This window comes from Sphingomonas trueperi (assembly GCF_040545965.1).
In the GTDB taxonomy this organism is placed as follows: domain Bacteria; phylum Pseudomonadota; class Alphaproteobacteria; order Sphingomonadales; family Sphingomonadaceae; genus Sphingomonas; species Sphingomonas trueperi_C.
The window spans coordinates 378,468-397,166 of sequence record NZ_JBEPMV010000001.1 but is presented as its reverse complement, the minus strand read 5'-3'; the positions used below and the strand labels follow the sequence as shown (position 1 = coordinate 397,166).

Below are 18,699 nucleotides of genomic sequence, written 5' to 3'. Positions count from 1 at the left end.
TGTCTCAGCCGTTGACACCCCTCCGTCGCGCTGGCGCGCGCCACCTCCCCTTAAAGGGGAGGATTGATGCGCCTCACGCGAACGCGGGCATCCCCGGCAGCAGCTTGTCCAGCGTCACCGGATAGTCGCGCACCCGCACGCCGCAGGCATTGTGGATGGCGTTCGCCACCGCCGCGCCGACACCGCACAGGCCGAGCTCGCCGACGCCCTTCGCCTTCATCGGCGAGGTGGTGGGGTCGGTTTCGTCGAGGAAGATCACTTCCTGGTGCGGGATGTCGGCATGGACCGGCACTTCGTAGCTGGCGAGGTCGTGGTTGACGAAATAGCCGAAGCGCTTGTCGACCGCGAGTTCCTCCATCAGCGCCGAGCCGACGCCCATCGTCATCGCGCCGATCACCTGGCTGCGCGCCGATTTGGGGTTGAGGATTCGCCCGGCCGCACAAACGGCCAGCATCCGGCGCACCCGCACCTCGGCGGTCGCGGCGTCCACCGCGACCTCGACGAAATGCGCGCCGAAGGTCGACTGCTGGTACTTCTTGGCGAGGTCGCCGTAATCCATGAAGTCCTCGGCGACGAACTCGCCGCCCTTGGCCGCATCCGCCAGCGCGACGCTGCGATTGCCCGCGCGGACCTTGCCGTCCTCAAACACCACATCGGCCGAATTGAAGCCGAGCGCCGCGGTCACCTTGTCGCGCAGCATCGCGCAGGCGGCATAGACGCCCGCGGTCGAGCTGTTGGCGCCCCATTGCCCGCCCGAGCCCGCCGAGGCCGGGAAGCTGGAATCGCCCAGCCGGACCACCACCGTTTCCAACGGCACGCCCATCATCTCCGCCGCGGTCTGGGCGATGATCGTGTAGGTGCCAGTGCCGATATCGGTCATGTCGGTCTCGACCGTCACCACGCCCTTGCCGTCCAGCCGAACGCGCGCGCCGGACTTGCCGTTGAGGTTGTTGCGGAACGCCGCGGCCATGCCCATGCCGATCAGCCAGCGGCCCTCGCGCACGGCACCCGGCGCCTTGGCACGCTTGGCCCAGCCGAACTTCTCCGCGCCGATCTGCATGCACTGGACCAGCTGGCGCTGCGAGAAGGGGCGGTTGGGCGCCTCGGGATCGACCTGGGTGTCATTGATCGCGCGGAACGCCACCGGGTCCATGCCGAGCTTCTCGGCCATCTCGTCCATGGCGATCTCGAGCGCCATCAGGCCTGGGGCCTCGCCGGGCGCACGCATCGCATTGCCCTCGGGCAGGTCGAGCACCGCCAGACGCATCGTCGTTAGCCGGTTCTCGCCGGCATAGAGTAGGCGGGTCTGGCCCACCGCCGTCTCCGGGCCGCCGCCGGGCAGGTCGCCCGACCAGCTTTCATGGCCGATCGCGGTGATCTTGCCGTCCTTGGTGGTGCCGATGCGGATGCGCTGAATCGTCGCGGGACGATGCGTGGTATTGTTGGCGATCAGCGGACGCTGGAGCGACACCTTGACCGGCCGCCCGGCCGCTTTGGCACCAAGCGCCGCGAGGATCGCATCGGTGCGCACGAACAGCTTGCCGCCGAATCCGCCGCCGACGAAGGGCGACATCAGCCGCACCTTTTCCTTGGGCAGGCCCAGCGTGCGCGCCACATCGCCCTTGCCCCAGTTGATCATCTGGTTCGAGGTCCACAGCAGCAGCTGGTCGCCGTCCCACTTGGCGGTGGAGGCATGCGGCTCCATCATCGCGTGCGAATGGTCCGGCGTGGTGTAGCGCGCGTCGAGCTGAACGGGGGCGCTGGCGAAGGCGCCGTCGAAATTGCCGACCTTGCTTTCGGCCGGGCCGCCAAAGCCCTCCTTCGGAAGTGTGGCGCTCGCCATTTCCGCCTTGAGGTCGAACCGGCCCTTGCCGCGCGCATAGTCGACGCGGATCAGCGACGATGCGGCACGCGCCTGCTCGAAGGTCTCGGCCACCACCAGCGCGATCGCCTGGTGGTAATGCTCGATCTCGGGCCCGCCGAGCAGGTTGGCGGTGTTGAAATTGCCCTTGGTCAGCTTGCCGGCATTCTCGGCGGTGACGATCGCCAGCACGCCGGGCGCAGCCTTGGCCGCACTGAGATCCATGCCGGTGATCCGGCCCTTGGCGATCGCCGAGCCGAGCACATAGCCATAGGCCGCGCCCGGCGCGACATCGTGCCGCTCATAGGCATAGGGCGCGCGCCCGGTGGTCTTGAGCGGGCCGTCGATCCGGTCGGTGGCCTTGCCGACCAACTTGAGGCGGTCGATCGGGTTGGTCGTGGCGGGGGTATCGAACTTCATGGCTCAGCCCCTTGCTTCGCTCAGCACCGCGGCGAGCGTGCGCTCGGCCAGCTGGAGCTTGAAGGCATTGTCGTGCGTCGGCGTCGCGCCGGCGAAGGCGATCTTTGCAGTCGCGGCAGCGCCCTTGGGCAGCGCAGCCTCGGCAGCTTCGACCCGCCACGGCTTGTGCGCCATGCCGCCAAAGGCGACCCGGCCGGTGCCGTCCTTCTGCACCACCGCCGCCACCGAAACGAGCGCGAAGGCATAGGACGCGCGGTCGCGCACCTTGTGGTAGAAATGCTTGCCGCCCAGCGGCTTGGGCAGGGTGACCGCCGTGATCAGCTCGCCGGTTTGCAACGTGTTGTCGATATGCGGCGTGTCGCCCGGCAGGCGGTGGAAGTCGGCAATGGCGATCTTCCGGGTGCTGCCGTCGGGCTTCACCGTCTCGACGGTTGCGTCGAGCAGCCGCATCGCGATGGCCATGTCGCCTGGATAGGTGGCGATGCATGCCTTGCTGGTGCCGATCACCGCCAGCTGGCGGCTGAACCCGCCGATCGCCGCGCAGCCGCTGCCGGGCTTGCGCTTGTTGCAGGGCTGGTTGGGGTCGTAGAAATAGGGGCAGCGGGTGCGCTGGAGCAGGTTGCCGGCAGTGGTCGCCTTGTTGCGCAGCTGGCCGCTCGCGCCCGCGACGATCGCCCGCGTCAGCACCGCATAGTCGCGGCGGACGCGCTTGTCGGCGGCGAGATCGGTGTTGCGCACCAGCGCACCGATGCGCAGCCCGCCGTCCGCGGTTTCCTCGATCCGGTCGAGCGCCAGCTTGTTGACGTCGATCAGATGCGCCGGGGTTTCGATCTCGAGCTTCATCAGGTCGAGCAGATTGGTGCCGCCGGCGATGAACTTGGCGCCGGGGGTCTTGGCGGCAAGCGCTGCTGCGTCGGCCGGGCTGCTCGCGCGGGTGTATTCGAACGCCTTCATGCCTGCCTCCGCCCCGCGGCTTCTCGGATCGCCTCGACGATGTTGGAATAGGCGCCGCAGCGACAGATATTGCCGCTCATCCGCTCGCGGATCTCCATTTCGGAGAAGGCGGGCGAGGCAGCGACGTCGGCGGCGACATGGCTGGGGATGCCGGCCTTGATCTCGTCGAGCACCGCCACCGCCGAGCAGATCTGCCCCGGCGTGCAATAGCCGCACTGATAGCCGTCGTGGCGGACGAAGGCGGCCTGCATCGGGTGCAGGTCCTCGGGCGTGCCCAGGCCTTCGATGGTGGTGACGCTGTCGCCGTCGTGCATCACCGCCAGGCTGAGGCAGGAGTTGATCCGCCGGCCGTTCACCATCACCGTGCAGGCACCGCACTGGCCATGGTCACAGCCCTTCTTGGTGCCGGTGAGGTGCAGGTGCTCGCGCAGCGCGTCGAGCAGCGTCGTCCGGGTGTCGACGGTCAGTTCGGTCGCCTTGCCGTTGACCTTGAGTTGGACGGGAAGGGTGGGGGGCGTCTCCATCGGCGCTACCGGTTCCTTGTTGCTGGCGCTCGCGGGCAAGGCCGTCACGGCGGCGAAGCCTGCGCCGCTCGTCAGCAACCCCCGTCGCGATACGCCGATATCGCCTGGATTATCCATCTTGGCATCCCCTGTCTGCATGCGCCCGCGCCTCTATCGCCTGAGCATCGAAGTGGTTCCGGCGGCGACACGGGCAACGCGCAACTACCTGTTGCATCTATCGGCTTTGCCAAGCCGCCGCAAATGTCCCCGAGGGCACTGCAATTGTAACCATTGCAAATACGCAACAGTTACGTGACATTTTGTTTCCGCGCGTGTCCAGAGCGTTGCCATTAACGACGTATCGTGCAGACATGCCGCAAAGCGAAGGCGCACGAAAGTTGCGCCAGCTGCGGAGAAAATTTCAAACAAGGGGCTTTTGATGTCGTCTACCCTCAGAACCTGTCTGCTTGCGTCCACGATGCTGGTCGTAAGCATTGCGGCGCCGGCCTATGCGCAGCAACAAAGCGTGCCTGAATCGGATAGCCAGGCAGAACCGGCCAGCGAGATCGTCGTCACCGGGACGCGCATCTCGCGACCCGATCTCGAGCTGGCCAGCCCGGTCAACGTGATCAGCCAGCAGGAAATCACCTTCCGCCAGCCCGGCACCGCGGACGATTTGCTGCGCAACTTGCCGGCAATCCGCCCGTCGATCGGCGCGGGCGTCAACAACGGCTCGGACGGGTCGTCGACGCTCAACCTGCGCGGCATCGGCGAGCAGCGCACGCTGGTCCTGCTCGATGGCCGCCGCTTGGTGCCCTATGGCCTCGACGGCCTGACCGACACCAACAACATTCCCGTCGCCCTGCTGCAGCGGGTGGAAGTGTTCACCGGCGGCGCGTCCTCAACCTATGGCGCGGACGCAGTTGCTGGCGTCGTCAACTTCATCACCCGGCGCGACTTCTCGGGCATCGATGCCTCGGCCAGCTACCGCGTGTCCGAGCGCGGCGACAGCCAGCGCTTCAAGGCGGACCTTGTCGTGGGCGGCAACTTCGCAGACGGTCGCGGCAACGTGGTGCTGAGCATCGGCTACACCAAGGCCGATCCGCTGCTGCACCTCGATCGCAAGATCAGCGCAGTGCCGATCAGCTCGACCACCGGCGCGTTCGCCGGTTCCAGCACGGCGCAGGTGACGATCTTCGGTTCGCCCGGGGTTGCTGCGCTCGGCCTCGGCCCCAGCGATTTCGGTGCGGTGGTGAACCCGACGACCGGGCTGCTCCAGTCGGCGACCGCGAACGACACCTACAACACCAATATCGGCACCTATTTCCAGACGCCGCTCGACCGCATCAACGCCTATTCGGCGGGCTATTACAAGATCACCGATGCGATCGAGTTCTACGGCTCGGCGATGTTCACGCGGAACCAGATCGCGACCCAGCTCGCCTCCTCGGGCACGTTCAACAACACCTATCAGCTGGGCCTGAACAACCCCTATCTGCCGGTGGGCATCCGCAATCAGCTCTGCACCGCGAGCAAGATCTCGGCGGCGGACTGCGCAACGGCGGCGGCGGTACAGGGCGGCCCCGGCACGGCCGGCTATCGCGAAATCCCGGTGGTCGCGCAGCGCCGCTTCACCGAGTTCGGTCCCCGCGGCAACCTGTTCGAATCGCAGATGTTCCAGATCCAGGGCGGCTTCCGCGGCGAGATCACCACGGGCCTGAAGTACGACCTTTCGGCGCAATATGGCGAGACGACGCAGAACCAGACGCGCCAGCGTTGGGGCTCGTTCAGCAAGGTCCAGCAGGCGCTGCGCGCCTATCGCGATGCGAGCGGCACGATCCGCTGCGTCGACACCAGCAACGGCTGCACCGCGCTCAACCTGTTCGGGCCGAACGGCTCGATCAGCTCGGCCCAGGCGGCGTTCATCAACCTCGATGCGATCATCAACCGCAAGGTGCGCCAGACGGTCGTCACCGGCAGCATCTCCGGCGACCTGTTCGCGTCGCCGCTCGCCGCCAGCAAGATCGCCTTCGCGGCCGGCGGCGAATATCGCAAGATCAGCGCTGCCAGCCAGCCCGACGGCCCGTCGCAGGTGCAGGGCGAAGTGCTCGGCACCGGCGCGCGCACGCCGCCGGATACCGGCCGCTACAGCGTGAAGGAAGTGTTCGGCGAGTTGATCGCGCCGCTGATCGAGAACCAGCCCTTCCTCTACAAGCTGACCGCGGAAGCGGGCATCCGCTATTCCGATTACACCACCACCGGCGGCAGCACGACGTGGAAGGCCGGCGGCACCTGGGAACCGGTGCAAGGCTTCAAGTTCCGCGGCACCTATCAGGTCGCGGTCCGCTCGCCCAACATCCAGGAATTGTTCCAGTCGCCGGTGCAGGGCCTGGGCAACCTGACGCGTGACGTGTGCGCCGGCACCGGCGTGCTGAGCAATGCGCCGCTGGGGGCGCTCTGCGTCGCCACAGGCGCGCCGGCAGCCACGCTCGGTTCGATCGCGCAGCCGAGCTCGGGCCAGATCAACAACACCACCGCCGGCAACCGCGACCTGGACGTGGAGAAGGCCAAGACCCTGACGCTGGGCGGCGTGTTCACGCCCACCTTCCTCAAGGGCTTCTCCGCGACGGTGGACTATTTCCGGATCAAGGTTTCGAACGCGATCACCCAGCCGGCACAGGCCGACATCCTGAACGGCTGCTATTCGGCGACGCTCAACCCGAGCTTCACGAACAACGCGTTCTGCGCGCTGATCCGCCGCAATCCGCTGACCGGCACGCTCAACGGCGCGGGCGAGACCCCGGGCGTGATCCTGACCTATTCGAACCTGGGTCTGATCCGTACGGCCGGCATCGATCTCGGCGTCAACCAGCGCGTGCTGCTGGACGACATCGGCATCAAGGACAGCGGCGCGATCACGATCGGCTTCAACGGCACCTGGCTCGATTATTATCGCTTCCAGGCGAACCCGAACTCGATCAATCGGAACTGCACCGGTCGCTACAGCGCCGGCGGCTGCACCAATCCGCGTGCCAAGCTGCGCTGGAACGGTCGCCTGACCTATGATCGTCCGGGCTTCGACGCCTCGCTGCTGTGGACCCACATCAGCCATGTCAGCCTGGAAGACCCGATCGGCAGCATCCTGCCGCAGTTCGCCCGCATCCCTGCCTACGACTATTTCGATCTGTCGTTCGGCGTGCGGCCGACCAAGAACCTAAGCCTGAACCTGACGGTGAACAACCTGCTCGACAAGGACCCGCCGCTGGTCGGTTCCGGGGTCGGTGGTACGTCGTACAACAGCGGCAACACCTTCCCGACGATCTACGATCCGATCGGCCGGTCCTACACGCTGGGTGCGCGCCTTACCTTCTGATGCGTTCCTAAAAACATAAATGTCTCCCAACACCTGGAGCGGCGGGCCGAAAGGTCCGCCGCTTTTGTGTCGGGCTCAGTCCTGCTGGTCGGACAGGTCCATGAAGTTGCGGGCGGCCTCGCGATCGGCCTCGTCTTCGAAGGTCACGTCGAGATCGGGCGCGTTGCCGAGCATGAACAGCAGCGCCCACAGCGCGAAGCGGCGGGCACGATCGGTTTCCAGGCCGAGATCGACCTTCATCCGCTCGATGCCCGAGGCGAGCGCGGGCGGGGTGAGGGTGCCGAGGTCGGCGGTGCCGAAATAGCGGACTAGCTGGTCGTCGAGTTGCATGGCCCGCGCCTACGCCTCCGGGCCCTACGCGGCAAGGATACGGGACATTCCCAAGCGACGGCCTCCGCGCAGCGGTGCATGCGCAGGAGCATGTGGACCTATCATCCCGATCTGCTCGCCACGCCGGTGCCGCGCTACACCAGCTATCCCACCGCGGCCGAATTCCACGACGGCGTCGGGCCGGCGGACATGGCCGCCGTGCTCGATCGGGTGGAGCCGGATGCCGAGCTGTCGCTCTATCTCCACATCCCCTTCTGCCACGAGATCTGCTGGTATTGCGGCTGCAACACCGGCGCGGCCAACCGCACCGCGCGGCTCGACGCCTATCTCGCTCGGCTCTCGGAAGAGATCGAGCTGGTCGCGCGGCGGCTGGGCGGGCGGGGGCGTGTGGGGCGCATCGCGTTCGGTGGCGGTAGCCCCAATGCCATCGCCCCGGAGGCTTTCCTTTCTCTGGTGGCGCAGGCCAAGGCCGCGTTCGGCGCCGGCGCGCCGGTGCTGTCCGTGGAAGTGGATCCGCGTGGCTTCGACGCGGCCTGGGCTGGTGCACTGGCGGAAGCCGGCGCGTCGCGCGTCAGCCTCGGCGTGCAGACGTTCGATCCTGCCATCCAAGCGGCGATCGGCCGCGTCCAGCCGCGCGCCGACATCGCCGTGACCGTCGATCTGCTGCGCCACGCCGGCATCGAGTCGATCAATTTCGACCTGATGTACGGCCTGCCCGGCCAGACCGACCAGGCACTCGCAGAGTCGATCGACGAGAGCGTGGCGATGGGCGCCGATCGGCTCGCCGTGTTCGGTTATGCCCATGTACCACACCTGATTCCGCGCCAGCGCCGCATCAATGCTGCGGCGCTTCCCGATGCCGAGGCCCGCTTCGCCCAAGCTGCCCTCGCGCATGCCAAGCTGGTGGGGGACGGCTATGCCGCGATCGGCTTCGACCATTTCGCCAAGCCTGGTGACGCGATGGCCGTGGCGGCGCGCGAGGGCCGGCTGCGGCGCAACTTCCAGGGCTTCACCGAGGACGAGGCGGAAGTGCTGATCGGGCTGGGCGCCAGCGCGATCAGCCAGTTTCCCGATCTGCTGGTGCAGAACGAGAAGAATGCCGGCCGCTGGCACATGGCGGTCTCGTCCAGCCGGTTCGCGGCGGCGCGCGGGGTGCGGCGTTCGGTGGACGATCAGTGGCGGGCGGCGGCGATCGAGGAACTGCTCTGTCAGGGGCGCGCCGACCTGGGTGGCATCGCCGGTCGCGCGGCGATCGCGCTGCGGCTCGCGCGGTTCGCGGCGCTGAAGCTGGTGCGTTGGGAAGGGAGCGTGCTGCTGCTGGCACCCGAGGCACTGCCCTATGCACGGGTGATCGCCAGCGCGCTGGACAGCCATCGCGGACCGGCCGCCACCCGCTTCAGCAGCGCGGTGTGACCCCATACCCTCTCAGGGAATCTACCCAGCCGTCATAGTATAGCGTCGGTTAATATGGGCTCTTATAAGGCGCGGACCCGCCACGCGCCGGGCAGAGTTTCGCGCGTTTCGAAAGAGCATCGATGTCGCGTCCCGTATTCTTCGACCCTACCGGCAGCCGCAAGCGCTGGACGATGCGCACGGTGTTCGCGCTGATCGGCGGCGTGCTGCTCGCCGCGATCGTTTTTGCCGCCACCATCGTTAACGTGCCGCCCGCACAGGACCTGCCGGTACGGTGGGAAAATGCCAAGCCGGCAGCCCTGCGCTCGCTGAGCGCGCGCGGCCAGCCGCGCTCGCAGCGCTGGCTGCCCGGCGGCTCGGCGAAGAAACCGGGCGCCCCGCTCACCGTCGGCTTCTATGTGCCTTGGGATCCGGCCAGCGCCGACTCGCTCCGCCGCAACATCGGCGATCTCGACTGGGTGGTGCCCGCCTTCGTCTCGGTGACCGGGGCGAACCATGCGATGCAGGTGCTCGACGATCCGAAGTTCGCCAGCATCGTCGCCGCCGCGCCGCGCCGTCCGCGCGTGCTGCCGATGGTGCAGAACGTGTCCGACGAGGCCTGGGACACGGCTGGCTCGGCCAGGCTGATGGCCAGCCCGGCGGCGCGGGCGAAGCTGGCGCGCGACCTCGCCGCCATGGTCAAGGCGCGCAACCTGCCTGGCCTGGTGATGGACTTCGAGAGCCTGCAGCCTGGCTCGCTGCCGGGCTATGCCCAGCTGCTCGACCAGATCAACAAGGCGATGCCCAAGGACAAGACGCTCGCCGTCACCGTGCCTGCGGGCGACACCAATTGGGACCTCAAGCGCTTTGCCGCGGTCACCGATCGCGTGATCCTGATGGATTATGACGAGCATTGGCAGGGCGGCACGGCTGGGCCGATCGCCTCGCAGCCCTGGTTCGTCGAGGAGCTGCGCAATGCCGTGGCCAAGGTCGGCGCCAGCAAGCTGATCGTGGCGCTGGCCAGCTATGCCTATGATTATCACGGCGACGGCACCGATGCGATGAGCATCGAAGAGGCCTGGTCGGCGGCGCGCGACAGCGACGCCAAAGTCACCTTCGACAAGACCAGCGGCAACAGCGCCTTCGCCTATGACGAGGGCGGCAAGCACCACGAGATCTGGATGGTCGACGCCACCGCCACCTGGAACCAGCTGCAGGCGGTGCGCGCCGCCGGCGTCGGCAGCGTCGGCCTGTGGCGGCTGGGCACCGAGGATGCCGGCGTGTGGACCGCGCTGCTCGCCTATCGCCATGGCGGCCGGCCGGACCTGAGCCGGATCGTGCCCGCGACCAATGTCGACGTGGAGGGCCCTGGCGAGATCCTGCGCGTCACTTCGACGCCGACGGTGGGCGAGCGCGCGATCAGCTTCGATGCCGCCAACATGATCCGCGACGTGCAGTATCCGCAGCTGCCGACGCCCTATGTCGTGATGCGCACCGGCGCCTCGAAGAACGAGATCGCGCTGACCTTCGACGACGGTCCCGACCCCACCTACACCCCGCGCATCCTCGATATCCTCAAGGCCGAGCATGTGCCCGCGACCTTCTTCATCATCGGCGAGAACGGGCTGCAGCACCCGCTGCTGCTGCGCCGGCTGGTGGCCGAGGGGCATGAGCTGGGCAACCACACCTATACCCACCCCAACCTCGCCACCACCTCGGCGGCGAGCACCGCGCTGGAGCTGAACGCCACTCAGCGGCTGGTGCAGGCCTATACCGGCCGCGGCATGCGGCTGTTCCGCGCGCCCTATTTCGGGGACGCCGAGCCGACCACGCCCGACGAACTCGATCCTGCTGTGGTCGCGCAGAAGCAGGGATATACGGTGGTCGGCCTTCACGTCGATCCGGACGACTGGAAACGGCCGGGCGTCGATGCGATCATCCAGGGCGTGCTGACCGACGTAGCGGGCGCCGCGCCGGACCATTCCACCAACGTCGTGCTGCTCCACGATGGCGGCGGCAATCGCGAGCAAACGATCCAGGCGCTGCCGGTCATCATCCGCGAGCTGCGGGCGCGGGGCTATACCTTCGTGCCGGTCTCGAAGCTCGCCGGCCTTTCCTACGACGCGGTGATGCCGCCGATCCGCGGCAGTGACCTGCTGGCGGTGCGGGCGGACGTGGCGATCTTCGTCGCGCTCGCGGCGATCGCCTCGGGACTGCGTTGGATGTTCTTCATCGCGATCACGCTGGGCATCGCCCGCGCGGTGATCCTCGCTGGGCTGGCGCTCCGCCAGCGGATGCGCGAACGCGGCGAACCGCCGGTATTCGCGCCCACCGTCTCGGTGATCATCCCGGCCTATAACGAGGAGCGGGTGATCGAGTCCTCGGTGCGCCGGGTGCTCGCCAGCGACTATCCGGCGATCGAGCTGATCGTCGCCGACGACGGCTCCAAGGACCGGACCAGCGAGATCGTCGCGGCGGCATTCGGCGACGATCCGCGGGTGACGTTGCTCACCCTGGTCAATGGCGGCAAGGCGGCGGCGCTCAACCGCGCGCTGCGCGAGGCGAAGGGCGAGGTGATCATCGCGCTCGACGCCGACACCCAGTTCGAGCCGGAGACGATCGGTCGTCTTGCCCGCTGGTTCGCCGACGGCAAGATCGGCGCGGTGGCGGGCAGCGCGCAAGTTGGCAACCGGGTCAACCTCGTCACCCGGTGGCAGGCGGTGGAGTATATCACCGCGCAGAATCTGGAGCGGCGTGCGCTTGCCGGGTTCAACGCCATCACCGTCGTGCCGGGCGCGGTCGGCGCCTGGCGGCGTGCGGCGCTCGATGCGGTGGGCGGCTATCCCGAGGATACGCTGGCCGAGGACCAGGACCTCACCATCGCGATCCAGCGCGCGGGCTGGCGGGTCACCTATGATCCCGATGCGGTGGCCTGGACCGAGGCGCCGGAGAGCTTCAAGGCGCTCGCCAAGCAGCGCTATCGCTGGGCGTTCGGCACGCTCCAGTGCCTGTGGAAGCATCGTGGGCTGTATCGCGACAAGCAGGCGCGCGGGCTCGCCTGGATCGGACTGCCCCAGGCCTGGGTGTTCCAGATCATCTTCGCCGCGATCTCGCCGCTGATCGACCTCGCCTTGGTCTCGGCGATCTTCGCCACCGCGGTGCGGATCGCCCAGCATGGTTGGGAGCAGACCCGCGGCGACGTGGGCACCATGGCGATCTACTGGGTCGCCTTCACCGCGATCGATGTGGGCTGCGGCTGGGTTGCCTACCGGCTCAACAGCCGGCGGATCCGCTATCCGGCGCTGCTGCTGGTGGCGCAGCGCTTCGTCTATCGCCAGCTGATGTATTGGGTGGTGCTGCGCGCGATCAGCTCGGCGCTGGGCGGCTGGTTTGTCGGCTGGGGCAAGCTGGAGCGCACCGGCCGAGTCGGTGCCGCCGGCCCGGCTGCCGCCGAATAACCCGCCACGCTGCGAGAGCAGAAACTTCCGACGCGCCCGTTCCGCCCGATCCGGCGGGGCGGGCGCTTCCGATTCCGCTCCATTGCGCCGTCTTGAGCACCAAGGAATCCGTGTCCTTACTGCATCACTTTCGGCTTTTCGGGCGTTGTGGGAAAGTTTTTCGCGGCGTTAACACTGGGCCGCATGCCCTGCGGTAACCTTCTCCCACCGCGGATTCCCACGCGGAATTCACAACATGAAGTGAATATGAAATTGGCGCGTCAAGCGTGCGGCGCCGGGTGTAACAAACCTGCCAAATCGCGTGCCTAGGGCGCCCCCCGAACCACATACCACCTACCTCGGGGAAAGCTTTCATGCTCGATCGTTCCACCTTCCGCCTTGCGCTGCTCGCCGGCGCCACCGCGATGGCGCTCGCCGCCGTCCCGGCCGTGGCGCAGACCGCCGATGCGCCGGCTGCTGAAAATGCGCAGCCCGAAGGCCTGGCCGACATCGTCGTCACCGCCACCAAGCGCGAAACCAACCTGCAGAAGACGCCGATCTCGATCAGCGTGCTCAGCACCGAGGCGCTGCAGGACCGTCACGTCCAGAGCCTGTTCAACCTCGCCGACGGCACCGTGCCGTCGCTGCGCGTCGCGACCTTCGAGGCGCGCCAGTCGGCGCTGACGATCGGCATCCGCGGCATCGTCCCCTACGACCAGAACCAGACCGCGCGTGACGGTGGCGTCGGCGTGTACATCGACGGCGTCGCACTGGGTAAGACCCAGGGCCTCAACGCCGCGCTGTTCGACATCGAGCGCATCGAAGTGCTGAAGGGCCCGCAGGGCACGCTGTTCGGCCGCAACACCGAAGGCGGCGCGCTGTCGCTCGTCACGCGCGCGCCCACCGGCGAGTTCGGCGGCCGCATCAACGGCGGCGTCGGCAATTACGGCAGCCGCAGCGTCGACGCGCATCTCGACCTGCCGGCCTTCCACGACGTCGCGCTGAAGTTCGACGGCGTGTACCAGCACCAGGACCCGACGGTGGATAACCCGCTGACGGGCTCGACCGGCTGGAACTATTATGATCGCAAGGGCGGCCGCGTCGCGGCGCGCTGGAAGCCGATCAGCAACTTCACTGCCGACTTCGCCTATGACTATGCGAAGGACGAGAACACCCCGCAGTTCAGCCAGCTCGTCAACTACAACCCGAACGGCTATGCGGTCGGCACGTTCAACAGCGCCGGCGCGCTGCAGCTGAACGGCGTCGCCTGCGGCGGCACCATCGCCGCCGGCAGCACCAAGCCGATCTGTATCGCTCCGAAGGCGCCGCTGGTCGGCGTCCACCCGGATCGCCAGCGCGTAGCCGATGTCGGCGTGCCGCAGCAGCCGAGCGTCGACATCACGCACGGCGTCTCGTCGAACCTGAAGTACACCGCCGCCCCGTGGCTGGAACTGCGCTCGATCACCGCATGGCGCGGTGTCAGCACCGATCAGTGGGACAATTCGGGCGGACCGGAGCGCAGCTCGTTCGCGCCGTTCGTGCCGAACACGGCCAACCCGACCGCGCTCAACACCACCGGCACCTTCAGCCGCTATAGCCTGTCGTTCCTGCGCCAGCACCAGTTCAGCCAGGAATTCCAGGCGGTCGGCAGCGTGCCGCAGTTCGACTATGTCGTCGGCGCCTACTACTTCACCGAACACGCCACGGAATATGCCGCGACGCCGCTGACGAACCAGTGGAACACGGACGGCACCTCCTACACCATCCGCAGCCCGATCCCGGGCAATTCCAGCCCGATCACCGGCGCGAACTCGGGCTATCAGCAGTTCGATCCGTCGTGCAACAACACGCTGGCGACCACCGTGCCGCAGTTCGCCAACAGCTGCCAGTTCATCACCCGCGCCAGCCAGGCGACCGACCACAACTACTCGTTGTTCGGTAACCTGACCTTCACGCCGGACTCGCTGAACGACGTGGTGCACGTTACCCTGGGCGGCCGCTGGACCAAGGACAAGCGCCACGGCACGCTCTATGTCGTCAACAACCGCGCCGACCTCGTCACGGCGGGCACGGTGTCGCCGTTCGGCTTCAGCAACAGCGTCAGCCGGTTCGATCCGATGATCAACGTCGCGGTCGACGCGACGCAGGACATCCATCTCTACGCCAAGTACGCGACTGGCTTCCGCGCCGGCGGCGCGAACGACCGTTCGCTCCAGTTCAACGCCTTCGGCCCGGAATCGGTCAAGTCGTATGAAATCGGCGCCAAGATGGACTTCTGGAACCACAAGGCGCGCCTGAACCTTGCTGGCTACATCATGGACCGATCGAACACCCAGTTCGACTTCGACTATTTCGACACGAACGGTCAGAGCCCGACCAACGGCAGCCATATCGAGCAGACCACCAATGCCGGTGACAGCAAGATCCGCGGCATCGAGGCGGATCTGACGGTGGCGCCGGTGCAGGGCCTGACGCTCAACGCCTCCTACGCCTATACCTACTGGCGTGCCCCGTCGGCGGTGAACCCGCTGACCCCGGGTGCCCCGGCGCAGCAGCTGTACATCGTCTACACGCCGAAGCATGCGGCGTCGGGCTCGATCGACTACGCCCTGCCGATCGGCGGCGGCGATGCGACCATCCGCTTCCACCTCGACGGCAACTATTCGAGCAGCCAGTACAGCTTCCAGCTCGAGCCGACCAAGACCAATGCCGCCTTCATCATGAACGGCCGCATCGCGATCGCGGACATCGCCGTGTCGGATCACAACAAGGTCACCTTCGCGGTCTGGTCGCGCAACCTGCTCGACCACACCTATATCTACCGCCGCTCGTCGGCCAACTCGTCGCCGGTGCTCAACTATGGCGCCAACGGCCAGTTGGTCTCTACCAGCTACGGCGGCATCCTGGGCGACTATGCCAACTTCAACCCCCCGCGGACCTGGGGCGTCGAAGCCAGCGTCAAGTTCTGATGCGATGATCCCGCCGCTCCGGCGGCGGGACGATCAGCCAGTGCGGCCCGGGCGGGGATCCCCGTCCGGGCCGTTCTGCGTCTGGCGCAGCCCCAGCGTGGAGAGCGCGCGGAAGGTGATCGACCAGCGCGGTTCCGCCATCGGCGCGATGCTGTGCTCCCAGGCGTGGCGCACCTCGCCCGAGAGCAAGTAGATCGAGCGCGGCGCCAGGAACTGCTCGGCGCAATCGAAGGCGCGCGGGCCGGTGCGCCGACGCAGGCGAAGCGTGGCGGGGGCGCCGAGGGAAATGCCCACCACCTCCTCGAACACCGGACGATCCCGGTGCCAGCCGATTCCGGCGTCCACCGGATAGTGGATCAGCAGCGCCTGGACGAGTGCCCCGGGGGCAAGGCCGGCAAAGGCTTCTGCGCGGTCGCGGAGCGGCGCCAGCCATGCGGGAAACGGCTCGGCGCGGGCGAAGCCGCCATCTTCGAAGTCGTAGCGCCAGCCATAGCTGGTCGTGCGGCGGTTGCCGGTCCACCCCTGAAAGCGGAAGGGCTCGAGCCCTGCCGAGGCGATCGCCGCGATTGCGGCGAACTCCTCGGTATCGTTCAAGAAATCCGTTTGGGTCCGCAGACCGGAAGGCCCCGGAACCTCAAACAAATCTGCCTGGCGTGCCGTCATGCTGGCTCAACCTTCGAAGCGCTGGTACGCTCCCAACTGGGGAGGTCGCGCGGGACATATTGCAGAAAAGATGCGTATATATGATGTCTCATATTGATCCAGGTTTATGAATTTCCTTGGTTTTTTGCCGCGTGACGGGTTGCTTGGCATAGGATACACGCATAGCCATGGTCGCCGTGAAGAACGATATGATCGAGGTAATCGACCACGCGTCGCAATTTTTGAAGGCGCTGTCCGGCCGCAGCCGCCTGCTGCTTCTCTGCCACCTGGTGGATGGCGAGAAATCGGTAGGGGAGCTGGCAAGGCTGACGGGCGCACGCGACACGGCGGTCTCCCAGCAACTCGCCCTGCTGCGCCGCGAGGGCATGGTTTCTGCCCGGCGTGCCGGCCAGATGATCTTCTACTCGCTGGCCAGCCCGGAGGCACGCCGCATGCTCGAGGCATTGAACGATCTGTTCTGCGCCAATGACAGCGTGAGCGGCATCCTGCTCAAGCCGGAAGTTCCCGAGACCGTCTGAGTATCGCCGGCGGGCAGAGCCCGCCGGACCCGTTCAGCGACGCGGCCGCTCGATGGCCGCGCGCGCTGCCGGCACGATCAATTCCATCGCCCGGTTCGCGCGCATCCGGTGCCAGCCGAACAGGTCACCCACCGGCCGCCGCGCCTGATCGCGTGCAACCTCCGCCGTTGCATCCGAGGCGTCGCCCGTCCGCGCGCTCACCCGGGCGATGCGGTCGCGATCGGGTGCCTCCAGCCAGATGCCGGTGAACGGCACCCGCGCCTGCAGCGCCAGTGCCTCGGCGACTTCGCGCTCGCTGCGATTGAGGAACACCGCGTCGAGGATCACCGTCGAGCCGCAGGCGAGGTGGTCGTCCGCTGACTCGAACAGTGCCTCATAGGTTTCGGCGTCGTTGCGGCGGGTATAGTGCGACGGCGGCAGCCGCGTTTCGGGCGGGAGACCGGCGAGCCGCTTGCGGAACACGTCGGAGCGCAGCACCCGCGCGCCCGGCCGGCGCCCATAGAGCCCGCCTAGCAACCGGGCCAGGCTGGATTTGCCGGTGCCGGAAAGCCCACCGATCACGATCAGCTGCGGCGCGGAGGGCTCTAGAAAACGGTCGGCGGCTTCCGGATCCTCGGTCTGCAGTGACAGCATCAGCGGCAGCAGCGCCCAGCCGGTGGCGCCCTGTGGCGACAGATCCAGATAGCGATTGGCAAGGATGTTGGCGTCGGTCGGGCGCCCCTCGGCCAGCAGTGCGGCCAGCGGCCCGGCGAGATCGAACAGGATATCGACCGGCGCGCCATCGTCGATCATCCGCACCCGGCCGGCGCGTGCGCGCCGCTCGATATCGGCGCCGAGCAGGGCGAGCGCGCTGCGCTGGGCGCTGGTGCGGGCGCGCTCCATCAGCATCTGGCGGAAGGCGGCGCCGGCTGGGGTGACGGTCGCGCGGCCATGGGCCCGCACGGTCGCTTCGGCGAGACTGTGGAGCGCCGCAACGTCGATCGTGCTGGGGAGCGGGAGGTCTCCGCCCGGTCCTTGCCGTTTCGCGGCCGCTGCGGCCATTGCCCTCTCCCTGGTTCCGACGGCGACTCAGCCGATGCGGTCTATCCTATACGCGTAAAATCTGAACGGGAGCGTACCGAGGTTAGCGCCGGGTAGCGGTTTTCATCAATTTCGTCGCAACCATCGTGTGCAGCGGCGTGCGCCGGAAATCGCGATCATAGGGCGCCACCCGCGGCGCACTTCCGTCCTTGCGCGGCTTGAAGCCGTTCAGCCAGCTATACTTGTCGCACATCCCCCAGAACAGCATGTCGCGCAGCTGCGGATAGCCGAACAGGATGTCGAGATAGACCCCGGCATAGTCGGCCACCTGGCGGTCGCGCAGGGCAATGTCGGTAGGCAGATGCTGGTCGGCGACGTCGAACTCGGTGATCAGCAGCGCATAGCCCATGCCGGTGACGGCATCGAGGAAGGCACGCCACGGCTTCTCCTGCCGCGCCGCCAGCACGCCGGCGGGGGCGTCGCTGACCGGTTCGATATGCGACTGCACGCCCAGCGCATCGACGGGCACGCCGCGCTTGCGGAAGCCTTCGAGCAGGCGGAGCACGCCGTCCCGGTGCGCCTCGTTGCCGGGCTCCCAGCTCATATAGTCGTTGTACACCAGCTGGGCCTGCGGCGCGGCGGCGCGGGCAGTGTGGAAGGCGTGGTCGAGCATCGGCACGGTGCCGCCAAAGGCGCGCGACAGGCTGGTCTCGCGCAGCGCGCCGGTCTTCTCGTCGACCGTCTCGTTGACCACGTCATAGCTGTGGATGCGGCCGGCATAGCGGTGGCAGACCGTATCGATATGGGTGGTGAGCAGCCGCTCCGCCTCGCGTCGCGGCGTGGCGCCGAAGCCATAATCGTTCAGCCAGCGCGGGAAATACTGGCTCTTGTGCCAGAGCAAGGTGTGGCCGCGCATCGCCATGCGGTGCGCCTCGGCCCAGTCGAGCATCGCGTCGAAGTGGGTGAAGTCGAACTTGTCCGCGGCAGGGCGGACGGCCTGCCACTTGAGCTGGTTCTCGGGCACGAGCAGACCGCAATCGCGCTGGAGCAATGCGGCGTAGCGCGGATTGGCGAAGGAGCCGGCATCGGCGCCCGGCGGGCTCCAGGCGAAGGCGGAGCCGATCCGCATGGCCTTCTGCCCGGCGATGGTGTTCAGCCCCGGCAACTGCGAGGTCGCGCGGGCGGCCAGCGGCAGCGCGGCGGTGGCAGCGGCACCGGCGATCAGCGCGCGGCGGTCGATGGGAAATTTGTTGGCCATA

The 18,699-nt window shown here is 67.4% G+C and carries 12 protein-coding genes; 5 read left to right on the top strand and 7 right to left on the bottom strand.

The window, feature by feature from the left end:
- Nucleotides 1-73: 73 nt before the first annotated feature.
- Genes paoC through paoA form a run of 3 tightly spaced genes read right to left on the bottom strand, consistent with a single transcriptional unit; the run spans nt 74 to nt 3,876 of the window.
- Nucleotides 74-2,281 carry an aldehyde oxidoreductase molybdenum-binding subunit PaoC gene (gene paoC, locus ABIC35_RS01930; RefSeq protein WP_121078669.1) on the bottom strand — a complete coding sequence of 736 codons (2,208 nt, stop codon included), beginning with the start codon at nt 2,279-2,281 and terminating at the stop codon, nt 74-76.
- Nucleotides 2,282-2,284: 3 nt separating this feature from the next.
- Nucleotides 2,285-3,235, bottom strand: coding sequence for an FAD binding domain-containing protein (locus tag ABIC35_RS01925; RefSeq protein ID WP_121078667.1), 951 nt, complete (start codon nt 3,233-3,235; stop codon nt 2,285-2,287).
- On the bottom strand, nt 3,232-3,876 hold the full coding sequence (gene paoA / locus ABIC35_RS01920; protein WP_121079587.1) for an aldehyde dehydrogenase iron-sulfur subunit PaoA: 645 nt from the start codon (nt 3,874-3,876) through the stop codon (nt 3,232-3,234). Before paoA ends, ABIC35_RS01925 begins: the two co-directional genes overlap by 4 nt.
- 388 nt (nt 3,877-4,264) lie before the next feature.
- Here paoA and ABIC35_RS01915 point away from each other — a divergent pair, with 388 nt between their 5' ends.
- Nucleotides 4,265-7,111 carry a TonB-dependent receptor domain-containing protein gene (locus tag ABIC35_RS01915; protein WP_354278189.1) on the top strand — a complete coding sequence of 949 codons (2,847 nt, stop codon included), beginning with the start codon at nt 4,265-4,267 and terminating at the stop codon, nt 7,109-7,111.
- A 75-nt stretch (nt 7,112-7,186) separates the two neighbouring features.
- Here the strand turns inward: ABIC35_RS01915 and ABIC35_RS01910 are convergent, their stop codons facing one another.
- Nucleotides 7,187-7,441, bottom strand: a complete 255-nt coding sequence (locus tag ABIC35_RS01910) for a hypothetical protein (RefSeq protein ID WP_121078663.1) — start codon at nt 7,439-7,441, stop codon at nt 7,187-7,189.
- A 90-nt stretch (nt 7,442-7,531) separates the two neighbouring features.
- Between ABIC35_RS01910 and hemN the strand changes: the two genes are divergently transcribed.
- The 3 genes from hemN (at nt 7,532) to ABIC35_RS01895 (ending at nt 15,239) form a co-directional block, all read left to right on the top strand.
- A complete protein-coding gene (hemN, locus tag ABIC35_RS01905; RefSeq protein ID WP_121078661.1) occupies nt 7,532-8,854 on the top strand; it encodes an oxygen-independent coproporphyrinogen III oxidase in 1,323 nt (440 codons plus the stop codon).
- Nucleotides 8,855-8,976: 122 nt separating this feature from the next.
- Entirely contained in the window at nt 8,977-12,291 is a 3,315-nt protein-coding gene (locus ABIC35_RS01900) for a glycosyltransferase (RefSeq protein ID WP_121078659.1), read from the top strand.
- 353 nt (nt 12,292-12,644) lie between these two features.
- Complete coding sequence (locus tag ABIC35_RS01895; protein ID WP_121078657.1) at nt 12,645-15,239, top strand: TonB-dependent receptor; 2,595 nt, start codon at nt 12,645-12,647, stop codon at nt 15,237-15,239.
- A gap of 33 nt (nt 15,240-15,272) precedes the next feature.
- Here the strand turns inward: ABIC35_RS01895 and ABIC35_RS01890 are convergent, their stop codons facing one another.
- Entirely contained in the window at nt 15,273-15,833 is a 561-nt protein-coding gene (locus tag ABIC35_RS01890; RefSeq protein ID WP_354278188.1) for an alpha-ketoglutarate-dependent dioxygenase AlkB, read from the bottom strand.
- 236 nt (nt 15,834-16,069) lie between these two features.
- On the opposite strand from ABIC35_RS01890, the gene ABIC35_RS01885 reads away from it, so the two are divergent.
- Nucleotides 16,070-16,420 (top strand): ArsR/SmtB family transcription factor, encoded by a 351-nt coding sequence (locus tag ABIC35_RS01885; RefSeq protein ID WP_121078653.1) that lies wholly within the window; start codon nt 16,070-16,072, stop codon nt 16,418-16,420.
- A gap of 33 nt (nt 16,421-16,453) precedes the next feature.
- Here ABIC35_RS01885 and ABIC35_RS01880 read toward each other — a convergent pair whose 3' ends face one another.
- Nucleotides 16,454-17,461 (bottom strand): AAA family ATPase, encoded by a 1,008-nt coding sequence (locus ABIC35_RS01880; protein WP_121078651.1) that lies wholly within the window; start codon nt 17,459-17,461, stop codon nt 16,454-16,456.
- 82 nt (nt 17,462-17,543) lie between these two features.
- Nucleotides 17,544-18,698, bottom strand: a complete 1,155-nt coding sequence (locus tag ABIC35_RS01875; RefSeq protein ID WP_121078649.1) for an endo-1,4-beta-xylanase — start codon at nt 18,696-18,698, stop codon at nt 17,544-17,546.
- Nucleotide 18,699: the final 1 nt, after the last annotated feature.

Coding starts and splice junctions, on each gene's coding strand:
- ABIC35_RS01925 (WP_121078667.1), bottom strand. CDS start 3,235: ATGAAGGCGTTCGAATACACCCGCGCGAGCAGCCCGGCCGACGCAGCA.
- paoC (WP_121078669.1), bottom strand. CDS start 2,281: ATGAAGTTCGATACCCCCGCCACGACCAACCCGATCGACCGCCTCAAG.
- ABIC35_RS01895 (WP_121078657.1), top strand. CDS start 12,645: ATGCTCGATCGTTCCACCTTCCGCCTTGCGCTGCTCGCCGGCGCCACC.
- ABIC35_RS01900 (WP_121078659.1), top strand. CDS start 8,977: ATGTCGCGTCCCGTATTCTTCGACCCTACCGGCAGCCGCAAGCGCTGG.
- ABIC35_RS01910 (WP_121078663.1), bottom strand. CDS start 7,441: ATGCAACTCGACGACCAGCTAGTCCGCTATTTCGGCACCGCCGACCTC.
- ABIC35_RS01880 (WP_121078651.1), bottom strand. CDS start 17,461: ATGGCCGCAGCGGCCGCGAAACGGCAAGGACCGGGCGGAGACCTCCCG.
- ABIC35_RS01875 (WP_121078649.1), bottom strand. CDS start 18,698: ATGGCCAACAAATTTCCCATCGACCGCCGCGCGCTGATCGCCGGTGCC.
- ABIC35_RS01885 (WP_121078653.1), top strand. CDS start 16,070: ATGGTCGCCGTGAAGAACGATATGATCGAGGTAATCGACCACGCGTCG.
- paoA (WP_121079587.1), bottom strand. CDS start 3,876: ATGGATAATCCAGGCGATATCGGCGTATCGCGACGGGGGTTGCTGACG.
- hemN (WP_121078661.1), top strand. CDS start 7,532: ATGTGGACCTATCATCCCGATCTGCTCGCCACGCCGGTGCCGCGCTAC.